Source organism: Rhodococcus koreensis (genome assembly GCF_900105905.1).
Classification (GTDB): Bacteria; Actinomycetota; Actinomycetes; order Mycobacteriales; family Mycobacteriaceae; genus Rhodococcus_F; species Rhodococcus_F koreensis.
Map to the genome: position 1 here is coordinate 8,677,976 of NZ_FNSV01000005.1, position 23,207 is coordinate 8,701,182.

Annotated in this window: 15 protein-coding genes; 13 read left to right on the forward strand and 2 right to left on the reverse strand. The window is 65.9% G+C overall.

Annotated features, from left to right (window positions below):
- Positions 1-295: 295 nt before the first annotated feature.
- The 6 genes from BLV94_RS44185 (at position 296) to BLV94_RS44215 (ending at position 7,959) form a co-directional block, all read left to right on the forward strand.
- Complete coding sequence (locus BLV94_RS44185; protein WP_072941258.1) at positions 296-1,228, forward strand: family 2A encapsulin nanocompartment shell protein; 933 nt, start codon at positions 296-298, stop codon at positions 1,226-1,228.
- Complete coding sequence (locus BLV94_RS44190) at positions 1,200-3,107, forward strand: family 2A encapsulin nanocompartment cargo protein cysteine desulfurase (RefSeq protein WP_083395861.1); 1,908 nt, start codon at positions 1,200-1,202, stop codon at positions 3,105-3,107. The genes BLV94_RS44185 and BLV94_RS44190 overlap by 29 nt, the downstream gene beginning before the upstream one ends.
- Positions 3,108-3,991: 884 nt before the next feature.
- Positions 3,992-5,107: an ABC transporter substrate-binding protein gene (locus tag BLV94_RS44200; protein WP_241031256.1), complete on the forward strand. Its 1,116-nt coding sequence runs from the start codon at positions 3,992-3,994 to the stop codon at positions 5,105-5,107.
- 37 nt (positions 5,108-5,144) lie between these two features.
- Positions 5,145-6,017 carry an ABC transporter ATP-binding protein gene (locus BLV94_RS44205; RefSeq protein ID WP_072941252.1) on the forward strand — a complete coding sequence of 291 codons (873 nt, stop codon included), beginning with the start codon at positions 5,145-5,147 and terminating at the stop codon, positions 6,015-6,017.
- On the forward strand, positions 5,998-6,852 hold the full coding sequence (locus BLV94_RS44210; protein ID WP_244163791.1) for an ABC transporter permease: 855 nt from the start codon (positions 5,998-6,000) through the stop codon (positions 6,850-6,852). The genes BLV94_RS44205 and BLV94_RS44210 overlap by 20 nt, the downstream gene beginning before the upstream one ends.
- Positions 6,853-6,993: 141 nt before the next feature.
- Positions 6,994-7,959 (forward strand): MetQ/NlpA family ABC transporter substrate-binding protein, encoded by a 966-nt coding sequence (locus BLV94_RS44215; RefSeq protein ID WP_083395862.1) that lies wholly within the window; start codon positions 6,994-6,996, stop codon positions 7,957-7,959.
- A 36-nt stretch (positions 7,960-7,995) separates the two neighbouring features.
- On the opposite strand, the gene BLV94_RS44220 is transcribed toward BLV94_RS44215, so the two are convergent.
- Complete coding sequence (locus BLV94_RS44220) at positions 7,996-9,669, reverse strand: copper resistance CopC/CopD family protein (RefSeq protein ID WP_143051470.1); 1,674 nt, start codon at positions 9,667-9,669, stop codon at positions 7,996-7,998.
- A complete protein-coding gene (locus BLV94_RS44225; RefSeq protein ID WP_072941249.1) occupies positions 9,656-10,402 on the reverse strand; it encodes a YcnI family copper-binding membrane protein in 747 nt (248 codons plus the stop codon). Before BLV94_RS44225 ends, BLV94_RS44220 begins: the two co-directional genes overlap by 14 nt.
- A gap of 417 nt (positions 10,403-10,819) precedes the next feature.
- Between BLV94_RS44225 and BLV94_RS49000 the strand changes: the two genes are divergently transcribed.
- The 7 genes from BLV94_RS49000 to BLV94_RS44255 all read left to right on the forward strand — a co-directional run bounded on the left by BLV94_RS49000 (position 10,820) and on the right by BLV94_RS44255 (position 23,154).
- Entirely contained in the window at positions 10,820-11,020 is a 201-nt protein-coding gene (locus BLV94_RS49000; RefSeq protein ID WP_143051471.1) for a hypothetical protein, read from the forward strand.
- An 86-nt stretch (positions 11,021-11,106) separates the two neighbouring features.
- Positions 11,107-12,024 (forward strand): TauD/TfdA dioxygenase family protein, encoded by a 918-nt coding sequence (locus BLV94_RS44230; protein ID WP_072941247.1) that lies wholly within the window; start codon positions 11,107-11,109, stop codon positions 12,022-12,024.
- Positions 12,025-12,287: 263 nt separating this feature from the next.
- Positions 12,288-12,926: an ABC transporter permease gene (locus BLV94_RS44235; RefSeq protein WP_143051523.1), complete on the forward strand. Its 639-nt coding sequence runs from the start codon at positions 12,288-12,290 to the stop codon at positions 12,924-12,926.
- A complete protein-coding gene (locus tag BLV94_RS44240) occupies positions 12,923-14,152 on the forward strand; it encodes an ABC transporter ATP-binding protein (protein ID WP_072941244.1) in 1,230 nt (409 codons plus the stop codon). The genes BLV94_RS44235 and BLV94_RS44240 overlap by 4 nt, the downstream gene beginning before the upstream one ends.
- The gene (locus BLV94_RS44245; RefSeq protein WP_174705487.1) at positions 14,149-14,886 is read left to right on the forward strand and encodes an ABC transporter permease; all 738 of its coding nucleotides are present in this window, start codon (positions 14,149-14,151) and stop codon (positions 14,884-14,886) included. The genes BLV94_RS44240 and BLV94_RS44245 overlap by 4 nt, the downstream gene beginning before the upstream one ends.
- Positions 14,883-15,869, forward strand: a complete 987-nt coding sequence (locus BLV94_RS44250; protein WP_072941241.1) for a glycine betaine ABC transporter substrate-binding protein — start codon at positions 14,883-14,885, stop codon at positions 15,867-15,869. Before BLV94_RS44245 ends, BLV94_RS44250 begins: the two co-directional genes overlap by 4 nt.
- Positions 15,870-16,020: 151 nt before the next feature.
- Positions 16,021-23,154: an amino acid adenylation domain-containing protein gene (locus BLV94_RS44255; protein WP_074933935.1), complete on the forward strand. Its 7,134-nt coding sequence runs from the start codon at positions 16,021-16,023 to the stop codon at positions 23,152-23,154.
- Positions 23,155-23,207: the final 53 nt, after the last annotated feature.

Genomic DNA, 23,207 nt, shown 5'->3' on the forward strand with positions numbered 1-23,207 from the left:
CTGTGGCAGCGGAACGTCTACCAGCGGTGGTCGGACCGGACTTGTGGCACTCGCCTACCCTTCGTGTCCACTGACACCAGTACAGACCTGAACTGAAGGGAAGCTCACAGCGGCGAGGTCGCGAACGAAAAGGGGCCGCGGGCCGCCCCCGGTGCAAGGCCCTGCGCGCGACGATTCTGTTCGTACACCGATCGTCGAGTCGTCGGAAAGCGGGGTCGATTCCCCCAGGTAAAGGGCCTAGGATTGGGACCTGTCGGGCGGCTGTCCGGCGCTTACGCTCGGGCAGGAGTGGCCGATGACGAATGCAAAACCGCAGCCGATGGCATTGGGTGATGATGCCGCGCGCACTCTGGCGAATGCGACCAAGTCCATTCCGCAGATGGAGTCGATCACCCCACGGTGGTTGGTGCACTGCCTGAGCTGGATCCCGGTGGAAGCCGGTATCTACCGGTTGAACCGGGTGGTGCATCCGGAGTCGGTCGATATCAAGTGTGACAACTTCGACGAGTCCCCGCTGCCGGAGACGTTCGTCGATTACGAGAAGGAACCGCGGGAGTATCGGCTCAAGGCCGTGCACACCATTTTGGACGTGCACACCAGGGTGTCCGACCTCTACTCGAGCCCGCACGACCAGATCGCGCAGCAGCTGCGGCTCACCATCGAGGCGATCAAAGAGCACCAAGAGGGCGAGCTGATCAACAGCCCGGACTACGGGTTGATCGCGAATACGGCGAAGAAGCAGAAACTCTCCACGGTCGGTGGGCCCCCGACGCCGGACGATCTGGACAACATGATCGCCAGGGCGTGGAAGGAGCCGGCCTTCTTCCTGACCCATCCCGAGGGGATTGCCGCGTTCGGCCGGGAATGCACGCGCCGCGGTGTACCGCCGCCGACCGTGAGCATGTTCGGTTCCCAGTTCGTGACATGGCGGGGCATCCCGATCATCCCTTCGGACAAGGTCAAGGTCGAGGGCGGGAAGACGAAGTTCCTGCTGATCCGAACCGGCGAGTCCCGCCAGGGCGTGGTCGGTCTGTACCAGCCGGGCCTGGCCGGCGAGCAGGGGATGGGCCTGTCGGTGAAATTCATGGGAATCGACCGCAGCGCAATCGCGTCATATCTCGTCTCGCTGTACTGCTCGCTCGCGATCCTGACCGACGACGCTATCGCCTTGCTCGAGGACGCGGAGGTGGACAAGTTCCATGACTACGCCCCCTCATACCGGAAGTGAGCCGGACGACCAGCCAGGTTTCGGCGGATGGGAACTGCCCGACGAAGCGACGTTGAACAGGCTGGCCGGCGAATATTTCTCGCGCCTACCGGGGTCGGGTGCCGCCGCGTCACCGGCAGCTGCCGCGACAGACGGCGCGAGTCAGCCGGGCCAGGTGCCGGGCGCGTCGCTGGATACGGTCACCGTTCCCCAGGGCTTCGAGAGCCAGGTCCCCGTCGCGCCGGCGTCACCGACCGGCCCGCCGGGCGGATCATCCGCGAGTAGCGCCGCAACGTCGTATGGCGCCACCCCAGCCGAGATCGCGGCGCCGTGGATAGACGAGGGTGTCTCACCGTCCGAACTGACCACCGAACTCCCAGGTGTGTCCACGGACGCCCCTGCATCGTCGTCGTTCTACTTCCTCGACCCACCGAACGGTTATCGGCCCGGGTCGGGCGGTGTCGACACGAGTCGCGGGTACACGATCCCCGTCTCGGCACAAGAGATTCCCGCGGTGTCCGATCGGGCGCGCGCGTCGATGTCCGCCCCATCGTCCTCCGACGTGGGAGCACCGAGCTTCTACTTTCTCGACCGAGGCACGGCAGGGGCCGACACTGCGCCGCAGATCGGACGGGCCGGGCCGCACGGACCCGCCGTGGCGGATGCGCATCCCGGATTCGACGTCAACGCGGTTCGACGTGATTTCCCGATCCTGGGCGAACGAGTAAATGGATATCCGTTGGTGTGGTTCGACAACGCCGCCACGACGCAGAAACCGCAGGTGGTGATCGACCGGATCAGCTATTTCTACGAACACGAGAATTCGAATATTCATCGCGCCGCACACGAATTGGCTGCGCGTTCGACCGATGCCTACGAGCAGGCACGGCAGACGGTGGCACGGTTCATCGGTGCCTCGTCGGCGGAGGAGATCGTCTTCGTCCGCGGCGCCACCGAGGCGATCAACCTGGTGGCGCAGACGTGGGGACGTAAGAACATTCGCGAGGGCGACGAGATCGTGATCGCGCATCTCGAGCATCACGCGAATATCGTCCCGTGGCAGATGCTGGCGTCGGAGACGGGCGCGGTGATCCGGGTGATCCCGGTGGACGACTCGGGGCAGTTGATGATGGGGGAGTACACCAGGCTGCTGTCGGACCGTACGAAGCTCGTGGCCGTGGCCCAGGTGTCGAATGCGCTGGGCACGATCACCCCGGTGCGCCAGATCACGGAAGAAGCGCACCGTGCGGGTGCGATCGTCTTGGTCGACGGCGCGCAGTCGGTGCCGCACACCAGGGTCGACATGCAGTCGTTGGACCCGGATTTCTTCGTCTTTTCCGGGCACAAGATCTTCGGCCCCACGGGGATCGGCGCGTTGTACGGCAAGTCCGACGTACTGGCGGATACCCCGCCGTGGCACGGCGGGGGGAACATGATCACCGACGTGACCCTCGAGCGGTCCACCTATCAGCTGCCACCAGGGAGGTTCGAGGCCGGTACCGGAAGTATCGCCGACGGAGTGGGGTTGGGTGCTGCCATCGAGTACGTGGAGCGGATCGGGATCGAGAACGTCAACCGTTACGAGCATGTCCTGCTCGAATACGCCACCGCAGAACTGAGGAACGTTCCGGGGTTGCGGCTGATCGGTACCGCGGCGGAAAAGGCGAGCGTGATCTCATTCGTGCTCGCCGGGTACGAGCCGCTCGAGGTGGGTAAGGCGCTCAACTCGAAGGGCATCGCGGTGCGCGCGGGACATCACTGCGCGCAACCGATCATGCGGAGATTCGGTGTCGAGGGCACGGTGCGGCCGTCGTTGTCGTTCTACAACACCTGCGAGGAGGTGGACCGGATGGTCGCCGTCCTCCACCAACTGGCCGCCGATGCCGGTCGCCGCTCCTGACGGGCAACCCGGCCCCAGGTTCGCTGCCTGGATCACGACTTCGGTGCTTGTCGCGGTGCTGGTCGCGACCGCGTTTTCGACCGTGGTTGCCGGTGTCATCCTGCGCCATGCAGACTCGCGTTAGTCGGTCCAGGTCTGCGGTTGACCCAGATGTGGATACCGCAACTCGCCGAGTCAGCGAACGTACTGCTCGAATTGGGCCGTACGGACGATCGGGGCGAGGCCACGAACCTGGAGGAACTGGGCGCGATCTCGTTGAGAACGGCGCGCCAGTGCGAGTCGGGCAGCGGAGTGGACACCGCGGTCTCGAGCTCCCCGGCCCCGCGCTCCTCGTCTACCGCGCCGAGCCACACGATGTCGGTCAAACCCCAGCCCATCCCCGCACCGCCGATCAGTTCGCCCGCCGCTAACTGCCTTGGTGTGGTCGTGGCTTGATAGTCGGGGCGGAGCAGCCCGCACCGGCGGCCGGCCGAGCCTTCGGCTACACAGTCTCAGGGCACGCCCGCAGGGATGAGGGCGACATTCAGATGCAGTGAATCATGAGCTGATCAACTTATTGCACTGGGAAAGGATGATTCACAATTCCCATCTACAAGATCATTGCTCCATCGTTAATAAATTCTTCATATTCCGTCACCTCTTGCCCGGTCGAGCAAGTCCATATCCATTGAACCACTTGGTTTTACGCGGTCTCATGCTGCTTCGGGTCATGGGAGCTTGGCTCATGGTGAATCTATCCGTAGGAAAAGCCTGTGCCCGAGCTTTATCTTCTAAATCGAATTATTCCTCGGGAGTGACCGGCCAACCGGGAACCGACGACCACATCCACCGCGAGAGAGAGGAAATGCCGTGAGTGGCAGAACCACGCACCGGGAGGCGCGAGCATGAGCGTCTTCGGCAACATGCGCCTGACGAAGAAGTTGTCCACCTGGTCGGCGCTGTTGGTTGCAGCGCCGCTGGTGCTGGCCGGGTGCGGCAGTGGTAGCGATGACGACGGGGCGGTGACGTTCCGCTTCGCCAACTCGCCCACCGCCCTGTCGCTGGTCAGGATCGCTGACGAATTGGGGTATTGGGACAACGCCGGGGTCCGTCCGGAGTACGTCGGGCCTGCCACGGCTGTGCCCGCGGTGCAGTTGCTCGATCAGGGCGCGATCGACATCGCGACGGGCATGTTCAACAACGACATCGACGGGAAGGTGAAGGGCTTCAAGTTCACGGCCATCGCCTCGAGCATGCTCGACCTGCCCGACATGCCTCACATGGCCTACTTCACCAAGGCGGGCTCGGACATCACCAAGGAGAACCTGAAGGCCATCGAGGGCAAGACGATTGGTCTTTCCGGGTCCAACAGTTGCACAGACCTGGTGATCAAGCGATACCTGCAGAACAACGGTGTGGATCTGAACAAGGTCAACTTCCTCGAGCTCAAGAACGAGCTCATTGCACCAGCGATCGAAAGAGGCGAGGTCGACCTCGGGGTCTTCCACCCGCCGCTGGTCGGTGTGCTGCAGAGCCAGCCGGACAAGTTCACCCAGGCCTTCACGTCTTTCGAAGACTGGGGCCCGCTGGGTGGCCAGGCACCGTATGTCGCGAGCAACGCGTGGCTGCAGAAGTACCCGGACGCGGCGCGTGCGTTCGTGGGCGTGATCGCGAAGACGGCCAACTGGGCCAACGCCCACCCGAAGGAGTCCGCGGAGATCGCCGGCAAGACCACGGGATATCCGGTGGAGCAGACCACCAACTGGCACTACGCACCCAACGCTCTGCTCGACAAGGCGAGCCTGCAGCTGTGGTGGGATCTCGTGGAAGAGGTGGGTGAGCCGCTGCCGGGCTCGGAGAATCTGAAGCCCGAAGATGTTGCGACCAACGCCTTCAACCCCTACGCGAAGTCCGCAGACCTTCTGGAATCCCAGGAAGACAACACTGAGATCGTGACCGACGAGCAGAACGACGGGATCTTCAAGACGCACCTCGTCGACATCGAGGGCCTCGAAAAGTGATCCGGCGCCATCCGCACCCGACAGGAAGTCACACGACATGACTCAACAAGTGCTAGCTGAACGATTCGAGCAGGACGCGGGGCCGATCGCGCCCCGTGCCCACGGTACGGACTGGAAGATCGAGGCGAAGCGCGTCGCCAAGATCTATCCGAAACCGGGATCGAGGTCGACCAAGGACGCCACCGCAGTCCTCGACGGATTCGACCTGCAGATCAAGAGCGGCGAGTTCCTCTCCCTCCTCGGGCCGAGTGGCTGCGGCAAGTCGACGTTTTTGAACATCCTCGCGGGCTTGGAGACTCACAACGGCGGAGCTGTTCTCGTCGACGGAAAACGAGTCGAAGGCGTCAACAAGAACGTCGGCGTCGTCTTCCAGGGTTACGCCTTGTTCCCCTGGCTGACGGCGCAGAAGAACGTCGAGGTCGGTCTCAAGATTCGCGGCGTCCCCAAGGCGGAACGCAGGGCGAGGGCAGCGAAGGTGCTGAAGACGGTGGGCCTGGAAGCCGCCGCCAACCGGCTTCCTCACCAGCTCTCCGGTGGTATGCGTCAGCGGGTCGCGATCGCGCGCGTTCTCGCTTACGAACCCGACATCCTGGTGTTCGATGAGCCGTTCGCCGCCCTGGATGCGCAGACGCGTGAGTTCCTGCAGGGCGAGTTGCTGCGTATCTGGGAATCCGGTGACACGAAGAAGACGATCCTCTTCGTCACCCACTCGATCGACGAGGCCATCTTCCTGTCGGATCGGATCGCGGTCATGACCCGTGCACCCGGCAAGGTGAAGACGCTGTTCGACATCGAGCTTCCGCGGCCCCGGGACAGCGACTCCCGCAACTCGGAGGAGTTCGCGCACATCCGGTCGCGCGTCGCGCGCGTCCTCGAGGAGGAGGTGCACATTGGCAACGACGATCACTGAGCCGGCACGCGGCGAGGAACAACTGCTGGACGAGGATCTCACTCCGCCCAAGGCGCCCAACCCGTGGCTCGTGAAATACGACAGATTGATCTACGGAATCATCGGGCTGTCAGCCTTTTTGGTGCTCTGGTGGTGGATCGTTGATTCCGAGTACGTCAGCGCACTGTATCTGTCGAAGCCACAGGATGTGGCCACGGCGTTCGTCGACGGACTTACGGACGGCACGTTGCGCTCCGAGATCTGGCCGAGTGTCGAGCGTGCGTTGACCGGATTCGCCATTGCGCTCGTGGCGGGCATCACCCTCGGCATCGTCGTCGGATCGTTCCGGATCTTCCAGAAGCTCGCTGAACCGCTCCTGCTGTTCTTCCGGAATCTTTCGCTGCTCGCGCTGTTGCCGGTCTTCGTCGTGTTCCTCGGAATCGGCGAGGAGTCCAAGGTGGCCATTGTCGTGTGGGCCTGCTTCTGGCCGATCTTCATCAACGCGGTCGGAGCGGTCGGGGGTGTGGAGCGCATCCTGCTGAATGCGGCCCGGACACTCGGAGCCGGGCGGGTGTACATTTTCAGCCGCGTGGTTCTTCCGGCGGCGATCCCGGCGATCTTCCCGGGGATCCGTCTGGCTGCTGCGAACGCGTTCACGGCTCTCGTCGCCGCCGAACTCGTCGGTGGTGCGCAGGGTTTGGGTATCTATATCAACAACGCCGCGTTGCGTTATCAGACCCCGCAAATGTATGCCGGCATCCTGACCCTCGGTCTCATCGGAATCCTCGTCAACGGCGTGCTCACCGGTGCCGAATGGCGACTGACCGCATGGCAGCGAGGACTGACGAACAAGTGACGAACACGCGAGTCCGTACCGACGTCCGCAACGGTCGGTAGATCGTCGTCAGCTTTCCGTGCACCCAGGAACCCGGCGCCCGAGTTCCTGGGTGCCGGTCGTTCCGTGTCGAAAACCTCTGAGAGTGGAGTGAGTGGTCAGATGCAACGCGCAAGTCACCACAGCCGTGTCAACGCAACGGTGGTTCTCAACCGGCGCAGCGTCCTCGCGACCGTCGCCTTCACGCTGGCGGCCGTTACAGGGTTGGTTGGTTGCGGGTCGGACACACAGGTCGATTACGAGACCGCCGGGGGTTCCGGGGACTCGCTCGTCGTCTACGTCGGCGCCGGTGACGACCGCGAGATCTTGGAGTACGCGGTCGAGAATCTCCTGCCGGCCTCGGTGAAAATCGAACTCGTCGACGCGTCGGAAGATTCCAACGGGAAGGTGGCCGCCGGGGACGGCGACCTTTCCTTCTATCAGCACATCCCCGCGTTCGAAGCCGATCTCGGCACGCATTCGTACGACAATCTGAGCATTGTGTCGAAGGTGAATGTCGTTCCATACGGCCTGTACTCGTCGACATGGAAGGATGTGAAAGACACCGAGAGCTGGGTGAACGTGGGCTTGGTGGCGGACGAGGTGACCGGGCAGAGTCTTCCCCATGGCTCGCAGGTCGTGCTCCCCGCGACGTCGACCGGTTTCGCGCGTGGACTCTATCTGCTGCAGAGCGCGGGGCTGGTGAAGCTGGATCGCCCGTTCGGGGGTACCTCGGCGGTGGATCTCACGATTACCCAGGCGAACGTGCTGGACTCGCTCCGGCACCTGACACTCCTGGGACTCGGCTACGACGACTACCTCCAGTCGCTGTACGAAAATTACGACGCAGTGGTCCTCAATCCGGATGACGCGGCATCCATCGGTCTGACGCCGGCGGAAGACGCGCTCGCGATCGAACCGGGCCCGGGGAATCCCTATGCGCATGTGCTCGTCGCGCCGTCGAGGTTGGCGGGTGACCAGCGAGTGCTCGAACTGGCACGTGCGCTGGAAAGCCCAGAACTGGCCCAGTTCCTGGAAACGAAATTCCGGGGCGCGAACATTCCGGTGGCCGCGGCGGAGAGCGAGTGACGCACGGTCAGGGGCCTGTCGACAGTGCCGGATTCTCTAGAGGGCCTCGTAATCGAAGGACGCCAGCTTGGGTCCGTGGGTGCCCTCGAACCGAACCGTGACCTTCCACTCCCCGGCGGTCGGCACGATCACTCCGTCACTGATCCAAGTGAGTCCGTCGCCGTCGGGTCCGGTTCTGGTGAGTTCGACCGGCATCCGTGCGACATTGGCGACGGCCGAGGAGAGTTCGACGTCCACGTCGGGCAGCGCTGCGCCCGCGGCGAACCCAGCATCCGGGGTCCGGAACCGGACGGTCAATGTCTGGGGGCCGCGGCGGACGGAGTCGATCTCGACGTCCAGGATCTCCGACGCACCGAAGTTCAGCTCGGTGTGCACACTCGTGGTGTAGCTGTCCTTGGCGGGTGTGAGAGACGACAGCAACGACGTCGCAGCGAGGACCGCGACCGCGAGAGCGGCCTCGACGATCACGGTGCGCGAGCGCCGCGGGTTCTCACCGCGGTCACCGGCCGGGTCGGTCGTTCCGTGGCGGTACCGACGGTATGTCAGGTAGCCGGCGACCACGACGAGCCCGACCAGTACGACCTTGACGGTCAGCACCAGTCCGTACGAGGTGCGAAACAGCGCCTCGATGGGACGGACCTGCAGGATCGCGAGGGTCAGACCTGTGGCGGACACGAGCACCACATGGCCTGCGGCCACCCGATGCCATCGTTCGAGCTGCGCGGCACCGTCGACTACCAGAGCCAGGATGCACACTCCGCCGAGCCACAGCGCGGCGGCGTATACGTGCGCAGCGGTGCCGATGAACGCCAGCGGCCATCTTTCGGTGGACCCCCCGTGACCGCCGAGCGTGATCGCGACAACCGCCGACGCGGCCTGGAGGTACCCGAGTACGTCGGCGGTCCGGTTAGTCCCGGGCGGATACGCGAAGCAGGCGAGGTTCAGCACCACCGCCACGACGATCGCGACACCCAGCTGAGCACCCAGGACGGTTGCGACAGCCGACGCCGACGCGTCGACCAGCCCGCCCGACTGCCCCGCAACCTGCACGATGAATCGACCGAGCAGCCCGACGGTCAATATCGCCGTTCCCACCCGGTAGACCGTGCGAAAACGGCGGTCGCCCAGGGCGGTGGGCCAGACCCAGCGGCCGGCGATCATGAGGCCCGAGGACAGGACGACACCGAGGTACACCGCCGACTTGCTCGGGTAGCGGAGGTACTGCTCGGCTCCGGTTGTTGTCACACCGGCGTCGAGGGCGTGTCCGAACTGGGTGACCGAGCCCACCGTGAATCTGCTCGACAGCGACACCACGTGGGTGTCTGCGGAGATCACCCGTGCCGTAGCGAGATACGCCCCGTCGGGAATCTTTCCGTCGACCACGAACACGATCCGGCGGCCACCTTCCTCGACCCGGTCGGTCGCGACCGAGTGGCGGGCACCGGTGCTGTCGATCAGCTGCGCCGACCCCTCGACCAGCGTGACCGGCTCACTCAACTCGAAGGCCAGTACCTCCGGCGACACGTCGACGTGCGATCCGTCGCCCGGAGTGGTCGAGACGATGGTGGCGTGGGCCGACGCGGGTGGCGCCAACCATGCTGCCGTCGCAAAGAGCGTGAGTAGCCAGGAGAACGCAACAGCTCGCGTCATCGTGACCGCGAATCGGCGGTTGTCGTTCTGCACGAGCACCGGCGGGCTAGGTTCGGACATGACCCCGACGCACGAGAGCGATCACCGCGATTGTCGCCCCCAGCGAGAGCACCAGGGCGACCACAGCGATCGTGCGCCACAGCCACGCTGTCGAATCGCTGTCGGACGCGGCCACATGGGACGAACCGTCGGCCGGTGCCGAATCTGGTGTGCCGCTGTGCCCGTCGCCGTGCGCGCCACCGGAGGCGAGCGTGACGACGGGAGCCGGGTGTTCGGGTTCGATGCCTGCGTTGACGGCAACCTCGTTCCAGGACACCACCGATCCGTCGCTGTAGATCTGCTCAGTGGGTAGCGGAACCGAGTCGACGTCCTCGGGCCACGGTCCCGCCGACAGGGTGAACACCCCGAATTCCGCTGCCTTCAATCCGTTCGCGGGATCCGTCGCCTGCCATCTGACTCGTGACACCCGTTCCCCGTCGCCCGACTGCTCACGTTCGACCGTCGCCGTCCATCCCGGAATCGGCAGCGTCCGAGCCGAGGTCAAGTCGACGCCCTCGGGGACCGTGAGGGACAGACCGATTGTCGACGCGTCGTCCGACTCGGTGGGAACGATGAGGCGCACCAGGCCGTATCCGCCCTTCGACAGCTGCTCCGCGCTGTCGACGTGGACATGCGCCGCGGCAGGTGCGGCGAAGCCGAGCAGTGCCACGCCTCCGAGCGCCGTCACGGCTGCGACGCGGCGCGCAATCGCACTCCACCGGCGACCGACGTTGACATTTTCATTGTTCGACATACTGAATCGACTCCATTGACCGCGCGAGTTGGTTGCATATGACTGGTGTGTTTCGGGTGGGGACTGCCGGCGAGACGCCGGACCGTCCGCGCGAACAGACACCGGAAACCGCTGAATACCAACGATGCTAATGCTCCTCGCAGATGCGGCGGAGGGTTCGGATCGGCGTGATGGTTACTCGGGTTCGTGCCCACGGCAGGGACTGCGGAGGGCGGATTCGGCGACTGGTCGGCGCGTGCGATAGCTCCGAATCCGTTGGGAGCGAAGAAGTGTCGCGCCTACATCTCGACTGCACACCCGGAGTCGAACACGAGAGTCGAATCCGGGCGGCGGCCCGGAGCGCCTGTGTGGGACAACTCAGCGCGGGGCAGGGTGTGCCATGCTGAGAACGAAGTCTGACGAAGTCACGGGGGTGACATGACTGTTCACATTTTGGTGCGGTCCTCAGGGAAGCGTGGATGGATGCTGCGGTGTGATCTGTGTGAGCACCGCTTCGACGCCGCCGTCGCCGGTCGTCGGGAGGCGGTCGCCTTCGCACGCACCAACGGGTGGATCGTCGGTGAGGCGACGTGGTGCCCGATGTGCGCGGCCACCCACACGATCCGCCGGACCGCCTGAACCTCAGTCCCGTCGCCCTTTGCCCCGAACGCAGTGGACGGTGTCGCCCGATGCCGCTGCCGAAAGTCCCCACAGAAGGAGTTCACATGACGCAGGCCGCAACTCGACTCGCTGTGATCCCGCAGTCCGGATACACCGGCGCCGAGGTTCGCGGCGTCGATCTGACCCGCGAGCTGACCGGCGACGAAATCCAGGCGATCCGCGACGCACTGCTGAAGTGGAAGGTCGTGTTCTTCCGAGAACAGTTCCTCGACCACGACCAGCACCTACGTTTCGCGTCGTACTTCGGGAAGCCGACACCGGCACACCCACTCTTCGACTCGATTCCCGACCCGAACCATCCGACGATCTATCCGATCTTCCGCGATCGCTTCACATCGCGGGTCGCGTCCAGCGGTGGTTACGACAAGGTGCGATGGCACGCGGACGTCACCGCTGCGGTCAACCCACCCTTCGCGTCGATTCTGCGCGCGGAGGTGCTGCCCCCGTACGGCGGCGACACCCAGTGGTCCAACGGCGTCGCCGCGTATGACGGTCTGTCGGCGCCGATCCAGCGACTCGCCGACGAACTGCGTGCGGTGCACCGATTCGCGCCCGACGCCGGTTCGACGCCCACCGAGGACTACCTCCGCCGTGTCGAGCGGCGCCCGCTGGTCAGCGAACACCCGGTGGTGCGGGTGCACCCCGAGACGGGGGAGAAGGCCCTCTACGTCAACCCGGGCTTCACTCAGCAGATCGCCGGTGTGTCGGCCCACGAGAGTCGTCGCCTTCTCGGCCTGTTCTACGAAGAGCTGGCTCGCCCCGAGTACACGGTGCGGTTCAAGTGGGAGCCGGGGTCGATCGCGTTCTGGGACAACCGTTCGTCGGTCCATCTCGCGCCGAACGACCTCGTCACCGACGACGACCGTCGACTGTTCCGCATCACCCTCGAAGGTGACGTGCCCGCCGGACCGGACGGCCGCAAGTCCGAGGCACTCGAGGGTGACCCCTTCGAGGCACAGTAATTCGGCCGCGGAATCACACCTCGAGGTGTTCGGCTCGAGCTGATTTCAACTGTGTCGAAAACGGTTGATTTCTGCGTCGATCGGTGTCGCCGCAGTTGGCGGACATGCCGATCCCCTTTCCTGCGGATCGGTCTGCGATCGGCGAGACTGGGTACTCGGTCGTCGTCGGTATCCGGGCGGTATCGTCGCCGTCCGGCACGGGCGGAGTACTGGAGTCGATGTGCCCCCGAAACACGGTGGCCGCAAGGGGGAATCTCGTGAACATGTGGAACTACCTGCAGGGAAGGGGAGAGTTCCTCGGGTTCCTGACGTATCAGCACGCATCGCTCGCGTTCCAAACTGTGCTGGTCGGCACCATCGTCGCCGTGCTCATCGCCATCGCGGTGCACCGCCTGCCGCTCTTCTCGGCCTTGACACTCACCACCAGCAGGGTCGCGTTGACGATCCCGTCCCTCGCATTGCTCGCCCTGCTGATCGTGCCGTTCGGGCTGGGAGTCGTGCCGTCGTTCATCATGCTGGCGTTCTTCGCGGCAATGCCTGTCATCGGCAACGCGATCGTCGGCCTGCGCTCGGTTCCCGATTCGGTCATCGAATCCGCACGCGGGATCGGGCTCCCCCGTCGACGCATCCTGTTCTCGGTGTCGTTGCCCATGGCCTGGCCGGTCATCCTCACCGGGATTCGGGTGTCGACTCAGATGGTCGTCGGTGTCGCTGCGATCGTCGCGTACGTCCTCGGGCCGGGACTCGGCTCGCTGATCTTCAACGGCCTGTCCCGATTGGGAGGGACGAACTCCGTGGAGATGGCACTGACCGGAACCGTGCTCATCGTCGTCATCGCCCTGGTGTTCGACGGCCTGCTCGTCCTCCTCGGGCGGCTCACCATCGCGAAGGGATTGTCATGACCGACGAGAAGACCGGGAGCGCCGCCGATACGGTGGCCGGCGAGCGCACGGTCACCGGTGCCTCCATTCGGCTCGACGGAGTGGTGAAGCAGTATCGTGGCCAGACGAAGCCGGCCGTGCAGAAACTCGATCTCGATATCGAGGCCGGTCACATCGTCGCATTCGTCGGTCCGTCCGGGTGCGGCAAGACGACCACACTGAAAATGATCAATCGCCTCATCGAACCGACCGAGGGACGCATCTTCATCGGCGACCGCGACGTCACCGGCGAAGATCCGGACAAGCTCAGGCAGTCGATCGGCTATGTCATCCAGTCGGGTGGCCTGTTCCCACACTGGTCCGTGGCCAAGAACATCGGCGCCATTCCGCGGGTGCTGGGGTGGAATGCGCAACGCATCGCCGAACGCACCGAGTATCTGCTCGATCTCGTCGGACTCGATGCCGCCACCTTCGAGGACAGGCTCCCCAAGGACATGTCGGGCGGGCAGCAGCGGGTCGGGGTGGCACGTGCACTCGCCGCGGACTCGCCGGTTCTCCTGATGGACGAGCCGTTCGGAGCGGTCGATCCCATCACTCGAGTTCGCTTGCAGGACAAACTGATCGCAATCCAGCACGAACTCGGGAAGACGATCGTGATCGTGACACACGATTTCGAGGAGGCCACGAAACTCGGAGACAAGGTCCTGATCCTCTCCGAGGGCGGCCACATCGAGCAGTACGCGACGCCCGAGGAGATTCTGGCGAAGCCGGCCACCCCCTTCGTCGAGGAGTTCGTCGGGTCGGGTGCGACGCTTGCCCACCTGACTCTGTCGCGGGTGAAGGATGTCGAGCACGATCCGGTGGTGACCGCGAGAATCGGCGAGCCGTCTGACGAGGTCATCGGTCGTGCTCGAGCACAGGGCGTGACGTGGATCGTCGTCGTCGACGGCGACGGCCGGGCCCAAGCGTGGCCGTCGCTCGACGAAGTGGCCACCAAGGATCGGGTGTCCGACTACGTCGACCCACGTCTCCCGGTGGTGGCGCCGTCGTCCACGCTCAACGATGCGCTCGACTCCATGCTGGCCGCGAGCCAGGGCGGCGTCCTCGTCACCGACAGCAGAGGTGCGGTGACCGGGGCACTCACCATCGCGACGGTGATGGCGGTCATCCGCGGACAGCTGTCCGACGCGCGGGCCGGCGACGGGCACGTCACGTACACCGCGCACACCGAGGGCACGACCCCGTGAACCGGCTTCGTCGCTTGCCGATGGATGTGTGGTTCGAACCCCTTCTCATCGTCGTCTTCGGTACCGGGTACATCCTGTGGTATCGGTCCACCACGCTGACGCCGACCGAGGAGGCGTCACTGGGCTGGAGCAACCTCCGGACGACGATCCTCGACCACATCACGTTGACCCTGACCGCCACGGTCATCGTCGTCCTGATCGCCATTCCCCTGGGAATCGTGCTCACCCGCGAGAAGGCCAGACCGGTCAAGCCGGTAGTGGTCAATTTCGCGAACGTCGGCCAAGCGGCGCCCGCCGTGGGTCTGATCGTTCTGCTCACCATGTGGCTGGGCACCGGATTCCGCACCGCAGTGGTCGGGCTCGTGGTCTACGCGATCCTGCCCATCCTGGAGAACACGATCGTCGGTATCGACCAGGTCGATCGACGAACCATCGAGGCCGTGCGAGGCATCGGCTTCTCGGGTCTGCGCACGCTGGTGCAGGTGGAGTTGCCGCTCGCCGTTCCCGTGATCCTGAACGGCGTCCGGACCGCACTCGTGATCCTCGTCGGCACGGCAACCCTCAGCACATTCATCGGCGCCACAAGCCTGGGCACGCTCATCACGACGGGAGTCACACTGTTCCTGCCGAAACTGCTCATCTCCGGGGCCATCCTGGTCGGACTACTGGCGTTGATCATCGATTGGCTCGGACGGTTGGTCGAGCTCGTCGCAACCCCGCGAGGAGTGGCATGAACCGGCTGCGTCTTCGACTTGCTGCGACCGCGATCGCGGTCACGGTGTCCGCGAGCGTGGCCTCCGGTTGTGGATTGGTCAGCTCTTCGGGCACGTTCCACGACGCGACCCTGCCCGGCGGCGATCGCCCACTGGCGGATTCCTCCCTCGTCGTGACGTCCAAGAGCTTCACCGAGGGGGTGCTTCTCGGGAAGATCACCGCGACCTACCTGGCCGCGGCGGGCGCGAAGGTCACCGACCTCACGGGCGCGCCGGGATCCGCGTCCTCACGGCAAGCACAACTCAACGGTGACGCCGACATCCTGTGGGAGTACACCGGCACGGGGTGGGTGAACTACCACGGTGAGACGGAGACGATCCCGGATCCCGGGGAACTGTGGCAGCGCGTACACGACGTCGAGCAGCGCGACCACGACCTCGAATGGCTGCCTCCGGCCAACTTCAACGACACGTACGCCTTCGCCGCATCGGCACCGACCGCCGAGCGGCTGGGCGTCACATCGCTCTCGGATGTCGCACGTTTGCCGGAATCCGAACGGACATTCTGCGTCGACGACGAGTTCTTCAGTCGTGCGGACGGGTTCGTTCCGATGCTCGAGACCTACGGCATCCCCCTCAACGCGCCCGGCGGTGTTCCGTCGAGCAACGTCACCCGGATGGATGCCGGTGTGGTGTATACGTCCACGGCGGAGAGCGCACCCTGCAACTTCGGAATGGTCTACACCACCGACGGTCGCGTGAAGAACCTGAACCTCGCAGTCCTCGACGACGACCGCAAGTTCTTCCTGCCCTACAGCGGCACCGCGGTGGTCCGGGACGAGATCATCAATCGATATCCGGAGATCGCCGACCTGCTGGGTGTGGTCTCCGAGCGACTGACCGACGACTTGATGCAGGAACTGAACGGCCGAGTCGACATCGACGGCGAGGATCCCGCAGATGTCGCGTACGACTGGCTGAAGAGCGAGTCGCTCGTGGAGTGATCAGGGTGCCCACACCACACACCTAGGGTGTGTTTTCGCGCACGGCGTTCCAAGGGACTGTAGTGGCACCGGCTTGTCCGGCGCCCCTGTACAGACGGACCGAGCGTCCCGCCGTGAGCCCAGCGGCGCAAACACCCTGATTGGTGATTTGATGGAACACGCCGCACCAGCGACCTACCGTGAGCACCGAACGGATCCCTTCCCGCTGTCTGCGGCACAACACGGGCTGTGGTTCGCGCAGCAACTCGCCCCGGATGTGCCGATCTGCATCGCGCAGTACGTCGACATTCGTGGGCCGCTGGACGTCGAATTGTTCCGTGAGGTCGCGCTCGTGGCCGGCCACGAATACGAGTCGGTGTTCCTGCGTCTGATCGACGTCGACGGGCAACCACACCAGGTGATCGATCCGCCTGCCGACGCGGCCATGGGCGTCGTCGACTTCCGCGGCGCATCCGACCCGATGGCGGCGGCAGAGGAGTGGATGCACGACAACTACACGGCACGAGTGGATTTCGAACACGACCACCTGTGCGAGTCGTCGCTGCTGTGCGTGGGTGACGAGCGGCACCTGTGGTACAGCCGGATCCATCACGTCGCCCTCGACGGATATGCGGCGATGACGCTGGTCAACCGTGTCGCTGCCCTGTACACCGCGGCGGTCGAAGACCGTTCCCCCGAACCGAGCCGTGCCGCGGACCTGCACGCCCTGCACCGCCTCGAAGAGGACTACCGGGCATCCCACCGGTTCTCGTCCGACCGCGACTACTGGGCCGAACGACTCCACAGGCGCACGAACGGGGCGTCCCTGACCGATGTCGAGGCTCCCCCCGCCGCCCACAGCCTGACCGTGCGCACGGCGTTGTCGCCCGATACCGTCGCCCGGCTCGAGGACACCGGCGGCCGGCCGGGCGCGACGGCGGCCGCCGCGCTGATCGCCGCTTTCGCCTGCCATCTCTCGCGGCGGACGGGACGGGAGGACGTTCTCGTCGACATTCCGCTGTCTGCCCGCACCACCGCCGTTCTGCGACGGTCCAGCGGCATGCTCGCCAACGTCGCGCCCCTGCTGGTGCAGGTCCGATCCGGGGACACGGTCGGCGACCTCGTGGCCCGGGTGCAGCACGAACTGATGGGGGCGATGCGGCACCAGCGCGGCAACGTCGAGGACATCCTGCGCGACCTGGGTGTGTCCGCCGAAGCCCGCAGGATCTCGGGACCGATGATCAACGTGATGCTGTTCGATCAGGACCTCACGTTCGGGTCGCTGACCGGAGACTTCCGGATCCTCACCACCGGTCCCGTCCCGGACCTGTCCGTCAACGTGTATCGCAGCGGCACCCCGGCATCGACGATCGTCGAGTTCGAGGCCAACCCGTACCGTTACCGCGACGACGAACTGCGGTCGCATCACGCCGCCGTCGTCGGGTTGATCGACGAACTGCTCGCCGCGGACCCCGGCACTCCACTCGACGTTCTCGGCGCGCACGAGTTGGATCGGTTGACGCCGGTGGTGGGTGGGGGGTCGGCCCCGGAGGTGTCGTTGCCGGGGTTGTTGGCGGCGGCGGTGGGGGTGGATCCGGATGCGGTGGCGGTGGTGTGTGGGGGTCGGCGGTTGACGTATCGGGAGGTGGATGCGGCGTCGAATCGGTTGGCGCGGGTGTTGCTCGGGGTGGGGGTGGGTGCCGAGTCGGTGGTGGCGGTGGCGGTGGCGCGGTCGGTGGAGTCGGTGGTGTCGGTGTGGGCGGTGGCGAAGACGGGTGCGGCGTTTTTGCCGGTGGATCCGCAGTATCCGGTGGGTCGGATCGAGCACATGGTTGCTGATTCGGGTGTGGTTGTGGGGGTGACGGTGTCGGCTTCGGTGGATCGGTTGCCGGGTGCGGTGCGGTGGGTGGTGCTCGATGATGCCGAGACGGTGGAGCGGTTGTCGTCGGTGTCGGCGGGGGCGGTGTCGGATGCGGATCGGGGTGGTTCGGTGCGGGTGGGTCAGGCGGCGTATGTGATCTATACGTCGGGGTCGACGGGTCTGCCGAAGGGGGTGGTGGTGACGCATCGGGGGTTGGCGAATGTGGTGGCGTCGCAGCGTTCGGGTTTTGGATCGGTCACCGGTGCGCGGGTGTTGCAGTGTGCGTCGCCGAGTTTCGATGCGTCGGTGTTCGAGTTGGTGTGGGCGGTGGGGATGGGTGGCCGGTTGGTGGTGGTGCCGCCGACGGTGTATGGCGGGGAGGAGTTGGCGCGGATCCTGGATTGTGAGGGGGTGACGCATGCGGTGTTGACGCCGACGGCGTTGTCGTCGTTGGATCCGTCCGGTCTGGATGTGTTGGGTACGTTGGTGGTTGCCGGTGAGGCGTGCCCGCCGGAACTTGTATCGAGGTGGGCGCCGGGTCGGGAGATGTTCAATGCGTACGGGCCGACGGAGGCCACGATCATGTCGAATGCGAGCGAGCCGTTGGTGGTGGGGGAGTCGGTGACGATTGGTGGTCCGGTTGGTGGGTTCGGTGAAGTGGTGTTGGATGCGCGGTTGCGGCCGGTGCCGTTCGGGGCGGCGGGGGAGTTGTATTTGTCGGGTCCGGCGTTGGCGCGGGGGTATCGGAATCGGTTGGGGTTGACGGCGGCGCGGTTCGTTGCGGATCCGTTCGGTGGTCCGGGGCAGCGGATGTATCGGACGGGGGATGTGGTGCGGTGGCGGGAGGGTCCGGGTGGGCCGGTGCTCGAGTATGTGGGTCGTTCGGATTTTCAGGTGAAGATTCGTGGTTTCCGCGTCGAACTCGGCGAAATCGATGCGGTGCTGACGCAGCATCCCCGTATTGCGTTCGCGGTGACCCTCGGTCGCACCGCCCCGTCCGGGGACACCGTCCTGGTGTCGTACGTTCTACCGTCCGGTGACGGCGAACCCGACGTTGCCGAGGTCACCGACCATGTGCGCGGCAGTGTGCCCGCGCACATGGTGCCCGCGACGATCGTGATCCTCGACGAGTTGCCCCTCACCCCGGTGGGCAAGCTGGACCGGCAGGCCTTGCCCACACCGGATTTCGCGGTGGTACGCACCGTCTTCCGTGCGTCGGACAGCGGAACCGAGCGGACCGTGGCAGATGCCTTCGCCGAGGTACTCGGACTCGACCGGGCCGGGCTCGACGACAACTTCTTCGACCTGGGCGGCAATTCGCTGAGCGCGACCCGCGTCGTCGCCCGTGTCAACTCCGCACTGGGTACCGGCCTGGGGGTCCGCGAGCTGTTCGAGGCACCCACGGTGGTGGGGTTCGCGGCCCGCGCCGATGAAGCGGATCGCCGCGTCGCGGCGCGTGCCGCGCTCACCGGGGGCGTACGCCCCGATCGCCTGCCGCTGTCGCTGGCGCAGCAGCGGATGTGGATCGTCAACCAGGTCGACACGGCTTCGCCCGCGTACAACATTCCGATCGCGCTGCGCCTGTCCGGCGAACTCGACATCGAGGCCATGCGCGCCGCTTTCCGGGACGTCGTCGACCGGCACGAACCACTCCGCACCGTCTACCCCGGCTCCGCGGACGGCCCGCACCAGGTGGTGCTGCCCGTGGACCGGGTGACCCTCGACCTCACTCCGGTCACCGTGTCCGACGAAGCGGCGCTGCGCACCGAGCTGGTGTCTCTGGCGTCGGCCGAATTCAACGTGCGCAGCGAGGTCCCGATGCGCATCGCACTCCTGCGAATCGGTCCGGACGAACACGTGTTGGCCCTGGTTCTGCACCATATCGCGGCGGACGGATCATCGATGGCGCCGCTGGCCCGCGACGTGATGATCGCGTACACCGCGCGTTCACACGGACGCCCGCCCGCGTGGGCGCCGATGCCGGTGCAGTACGCCGACTTCGCGCTGTGGCAGCGCCGCACCCTCGGCAGCGACACCGACCCGGACTCGCTCATCTCGGCGCAGCTGGACTACTGGCGCCGAACCCTCGACGGGATGCCCGAGCTGCTCGAGCTGCCGCTCGACCGCCGGCGACCCCTGCAGCGGTCTTCGCACGGCGCCACCGTGCCGTTCGTGATCGGCGCGGACCTGCACAGGAAGCTGTCCGAACTTGCTCGGAGCCATGATTCGACACTGTTCATGGTCGCGCACGCCGCTCTCGCCGTCCTGCTCGGTCGGCTGAGCGGTGCGACGGATCTCGCAGTGGGCACGCCCGTCGCCGGCCGCGGCGACGCGGCACTGGACGAGATGGTCGGCATGTTCGTCAACACCGTGGTGCTACGGACCGAAGTCGCACCCGAACGCTCCTTCACCGACCTGATGGCGCACGTCCGCGACACCGATCTCGGCGCGTTCGGGCAGGCAGAGGTGCCGTTCGACCGGGTCGTGCAGGCGGTCGACCCGGTGCGGTCCACGGCGCACGCCCCACTGTTCCAGGTGCTGCTCGAATTCCAGAACACCGAGGAGAGCCGACTCGAACTGCCCGGTCTGACCGTCGAGGTCGTCGACGCCGGCGTCGAGGTCGCCAAATGCGACCTGTTCCTGACCCTGAGTGAGAACGTCGACGAAACCGGCGCGCCCGCAGGGATGTCCGCCGCATTCGGCTTCGCCACCGACGTCCTGGACGCGGGCACCGTCCGCGGCTTCGCGGATCAGTTCGTCCGGATCCTCGACGCGGTCACCGCATCGCCGGATCGCCCGATCGGCGACATCGACGTTCTCGGCGCGCACGAGTTGGATCGGTTGACGCCGGTGGTGGGTGGGGGGTCGGCCCCGGAGGTGTCGTTGCCGGGGTTGTTGGCGGCGGCGGTGGGGGTGGATCCGGATGCGGTGGCGGTGGTGTGTGGGGGTCGGCGGTTGACGTATCGGGAGGTGGATGCGGCGTCGAATCGGTTGGCGCGGGTGTTGCTCGGGGTGGGGGTGGGTGCCGAGTCGGTGGTGGCGGTGGCGGTGGCGCGGTCGGTGGAGTCGGTGGTGTCGGTGTGGGCGGTGGCGAAGACGGGTGCGGCGTTTTTGCCGGTGGATCCGCAGTATCCGGTGGGTCGGATCGAGCACATGGTTGCTGATTCGGGTGTGGTTGTGGGGGTGACGGTGTCGGCTTCGGTGGATCGGTTGCCGGGTGCGGTGCGGTGGGTGGTGCTCGATGATGCCGAGACGGTGGAGCGGTTGTCGTCGGTGTCGGCGGGGGCGGTGTCGGATGCGGATCGGGGTGGTTCGGTGCGGGTGGGTCAGGCGGCGTATGTGATCTATACGTCGGGGTCGACGGGTCTGCCGAAGGGGGTGGTGGTGACGCATCGGGGGTTGGCGAATGTGGTGGCGTCGCAGCGTTCGGGTTTTGGATCGGTCACCGGTGCGCGGGTGTTGCAGTGTGCGTCGCCGAGTTTCGATGCGTCGGTGTTCGAGTTGGTGTGGGCGGTGGGGATGGGTGGCCGGTTGGTGGTGGTGCCGCCGACGGTGTATGGCGGGGAGGAGTTGGCGCGGATCCTGGATTGTGAGGGGGTGACGCATGCGGTGTTGACGCCGACGGCGTTGTCGTCGTTGGATCCGTCCGGTCTGGATGTGTTGGGTACGTTGGTGGTTGCCGGTGAGGCGTGCCCGCCGGAACTTGTATCGAGGTGGGCGCCGGGTCGGGAGATGTTCAATGCGTACGGGCCGACGGAGGCCACGATCATGTCGAATGCGAGCGAGCCGTTGGTGGTGGGGGAGTCGGTGACGATTGGTGGTCCGGTTGGTGGGTTCGGTGAAGTGGTGTTGGATGCGCGGTTGCGGCCGGTGCCGTTCGGGGCGGCGGGGGAGTTGTATTTGTCGGGTCCGGCGTTGGCGCGGGGGTATCGGAATCGGTTGGGGTTGACGGCGGCGCGGTTCGTTGCGGATCCGTTCGGTGGTCCGGGGCAGCGGATGTATCGGACGGGGGATGTGGTGCGGTGGCGGGAGGGTCCGGGTGGGCCGGTGCTCGAGTATGTGGGTCGCTCGGATTTTCAGGTGAAGATTCGTGGTTTCCGCGTCGAACTCGGCGAAATCGAATCAGCCCTCCTCGGATACCCCGGTATCGACCACGCCGTCGTGCACACCAGCGGCGACCGATTGGCCGGCTACGTCGTCCCCGTCGCGGGATCGGAACTCGACACGTCCGCGGTCCTGGCACACGCCCGCGCGCGCCTGGCCCCGCACATGGTCCCTGCGACCGTGACGGTGCTCGACGCCGTGCCGGTGACCGCGAACGGGAAACTCGACCGTGCGGCCCTGCCGGAACCGGACTTCACCGCGGGGCGCGCCGAGTACCGGGCGCCGCGCAACGCGACCGAGGAGGTGGTGGCCGCCGCGTTCGCCGAGGGGCTCGGACTGGACCGTGTCGGCCTCGACGACAACTACTTCACGCTCGGTGGCACGTCGCTCACCGCGACGAGCGTGATCGCCCGGATCGCCGAGTCTTCCGCGCGGGCCGTGCCGGTGCAGTGGATCTTCACCCATGCGACGCCGGAATCCCTGGCACACATGATCGTCACGGCGCCGGAGGATCCCGGATCGGAGGATGAGGCCGACCGGTCACTGGACGTGCTGCTGCCGCTGCGTACCACCGGAACCGGCAGCCCGGTGTTCTGCATCCATCCGGCGATCGGGTTGGCCTGGTGCTTCACCGGACTGGTGCAGTACCTCGGCGACCGTCCCGTGTACGGGCTGCAGTCCCCGGCGCTGACCGACCCGGATCTGCATGTCGGCTCCCTGGAGGAACTCGCGGCCCGGTATGTCGCCCGGATCCGCGCGGTGCAGCCGCACGGCCCGTACCACCTGGTGGGCTATTCGGTCGGCGGCCAGATCGCCCATGAGATGGGGGTGCAGCTCACGGGCGCCGGCGACGAGGTGGTCACCCTCGCGATGCTCGACACCCATCTGGCCGGGGGCCTCGATCGCACGGCCGAGAAGCCCACCATGGCAGCGCTTCTCGCGGAGTTCGGCGCGGTGGTCCCGGATGACGGAGATGATGCGACGACCGCCGATCGTGCCGTGGAGGTGCTGCGGCGCACTGGCGGACCGTTCGCGGCCGTGACCGCGGGCGACCTCGAGGCCGTGCACCGGGTGTTCACGCAGACGGTCGACCTCGCGCTCGCGCACCGCCCGTCGACACCGCGCGGCGTCGATCTGCTGTACTTCGGAGCGGCAGATTCCTTCGATGCCCCCACGGGAGTCTCCGCATGGCGGCCGCACATCAGCGGCGAGATCCTCGTGCACAACGTTCCCGTGTCGCACCAGCAGATGACGAGTCCGGAAGCCCTCGCCGGCATCGGACCCGTCCTCGCACACCACGTGATGATCGCCGACAAGGCGACGCGCGTCGTCGTGTCATAGCGGCTGGAAAAGGGGGGCGTCGGCGGTTGTGCCGACGCCCCGCGATCGTTGGG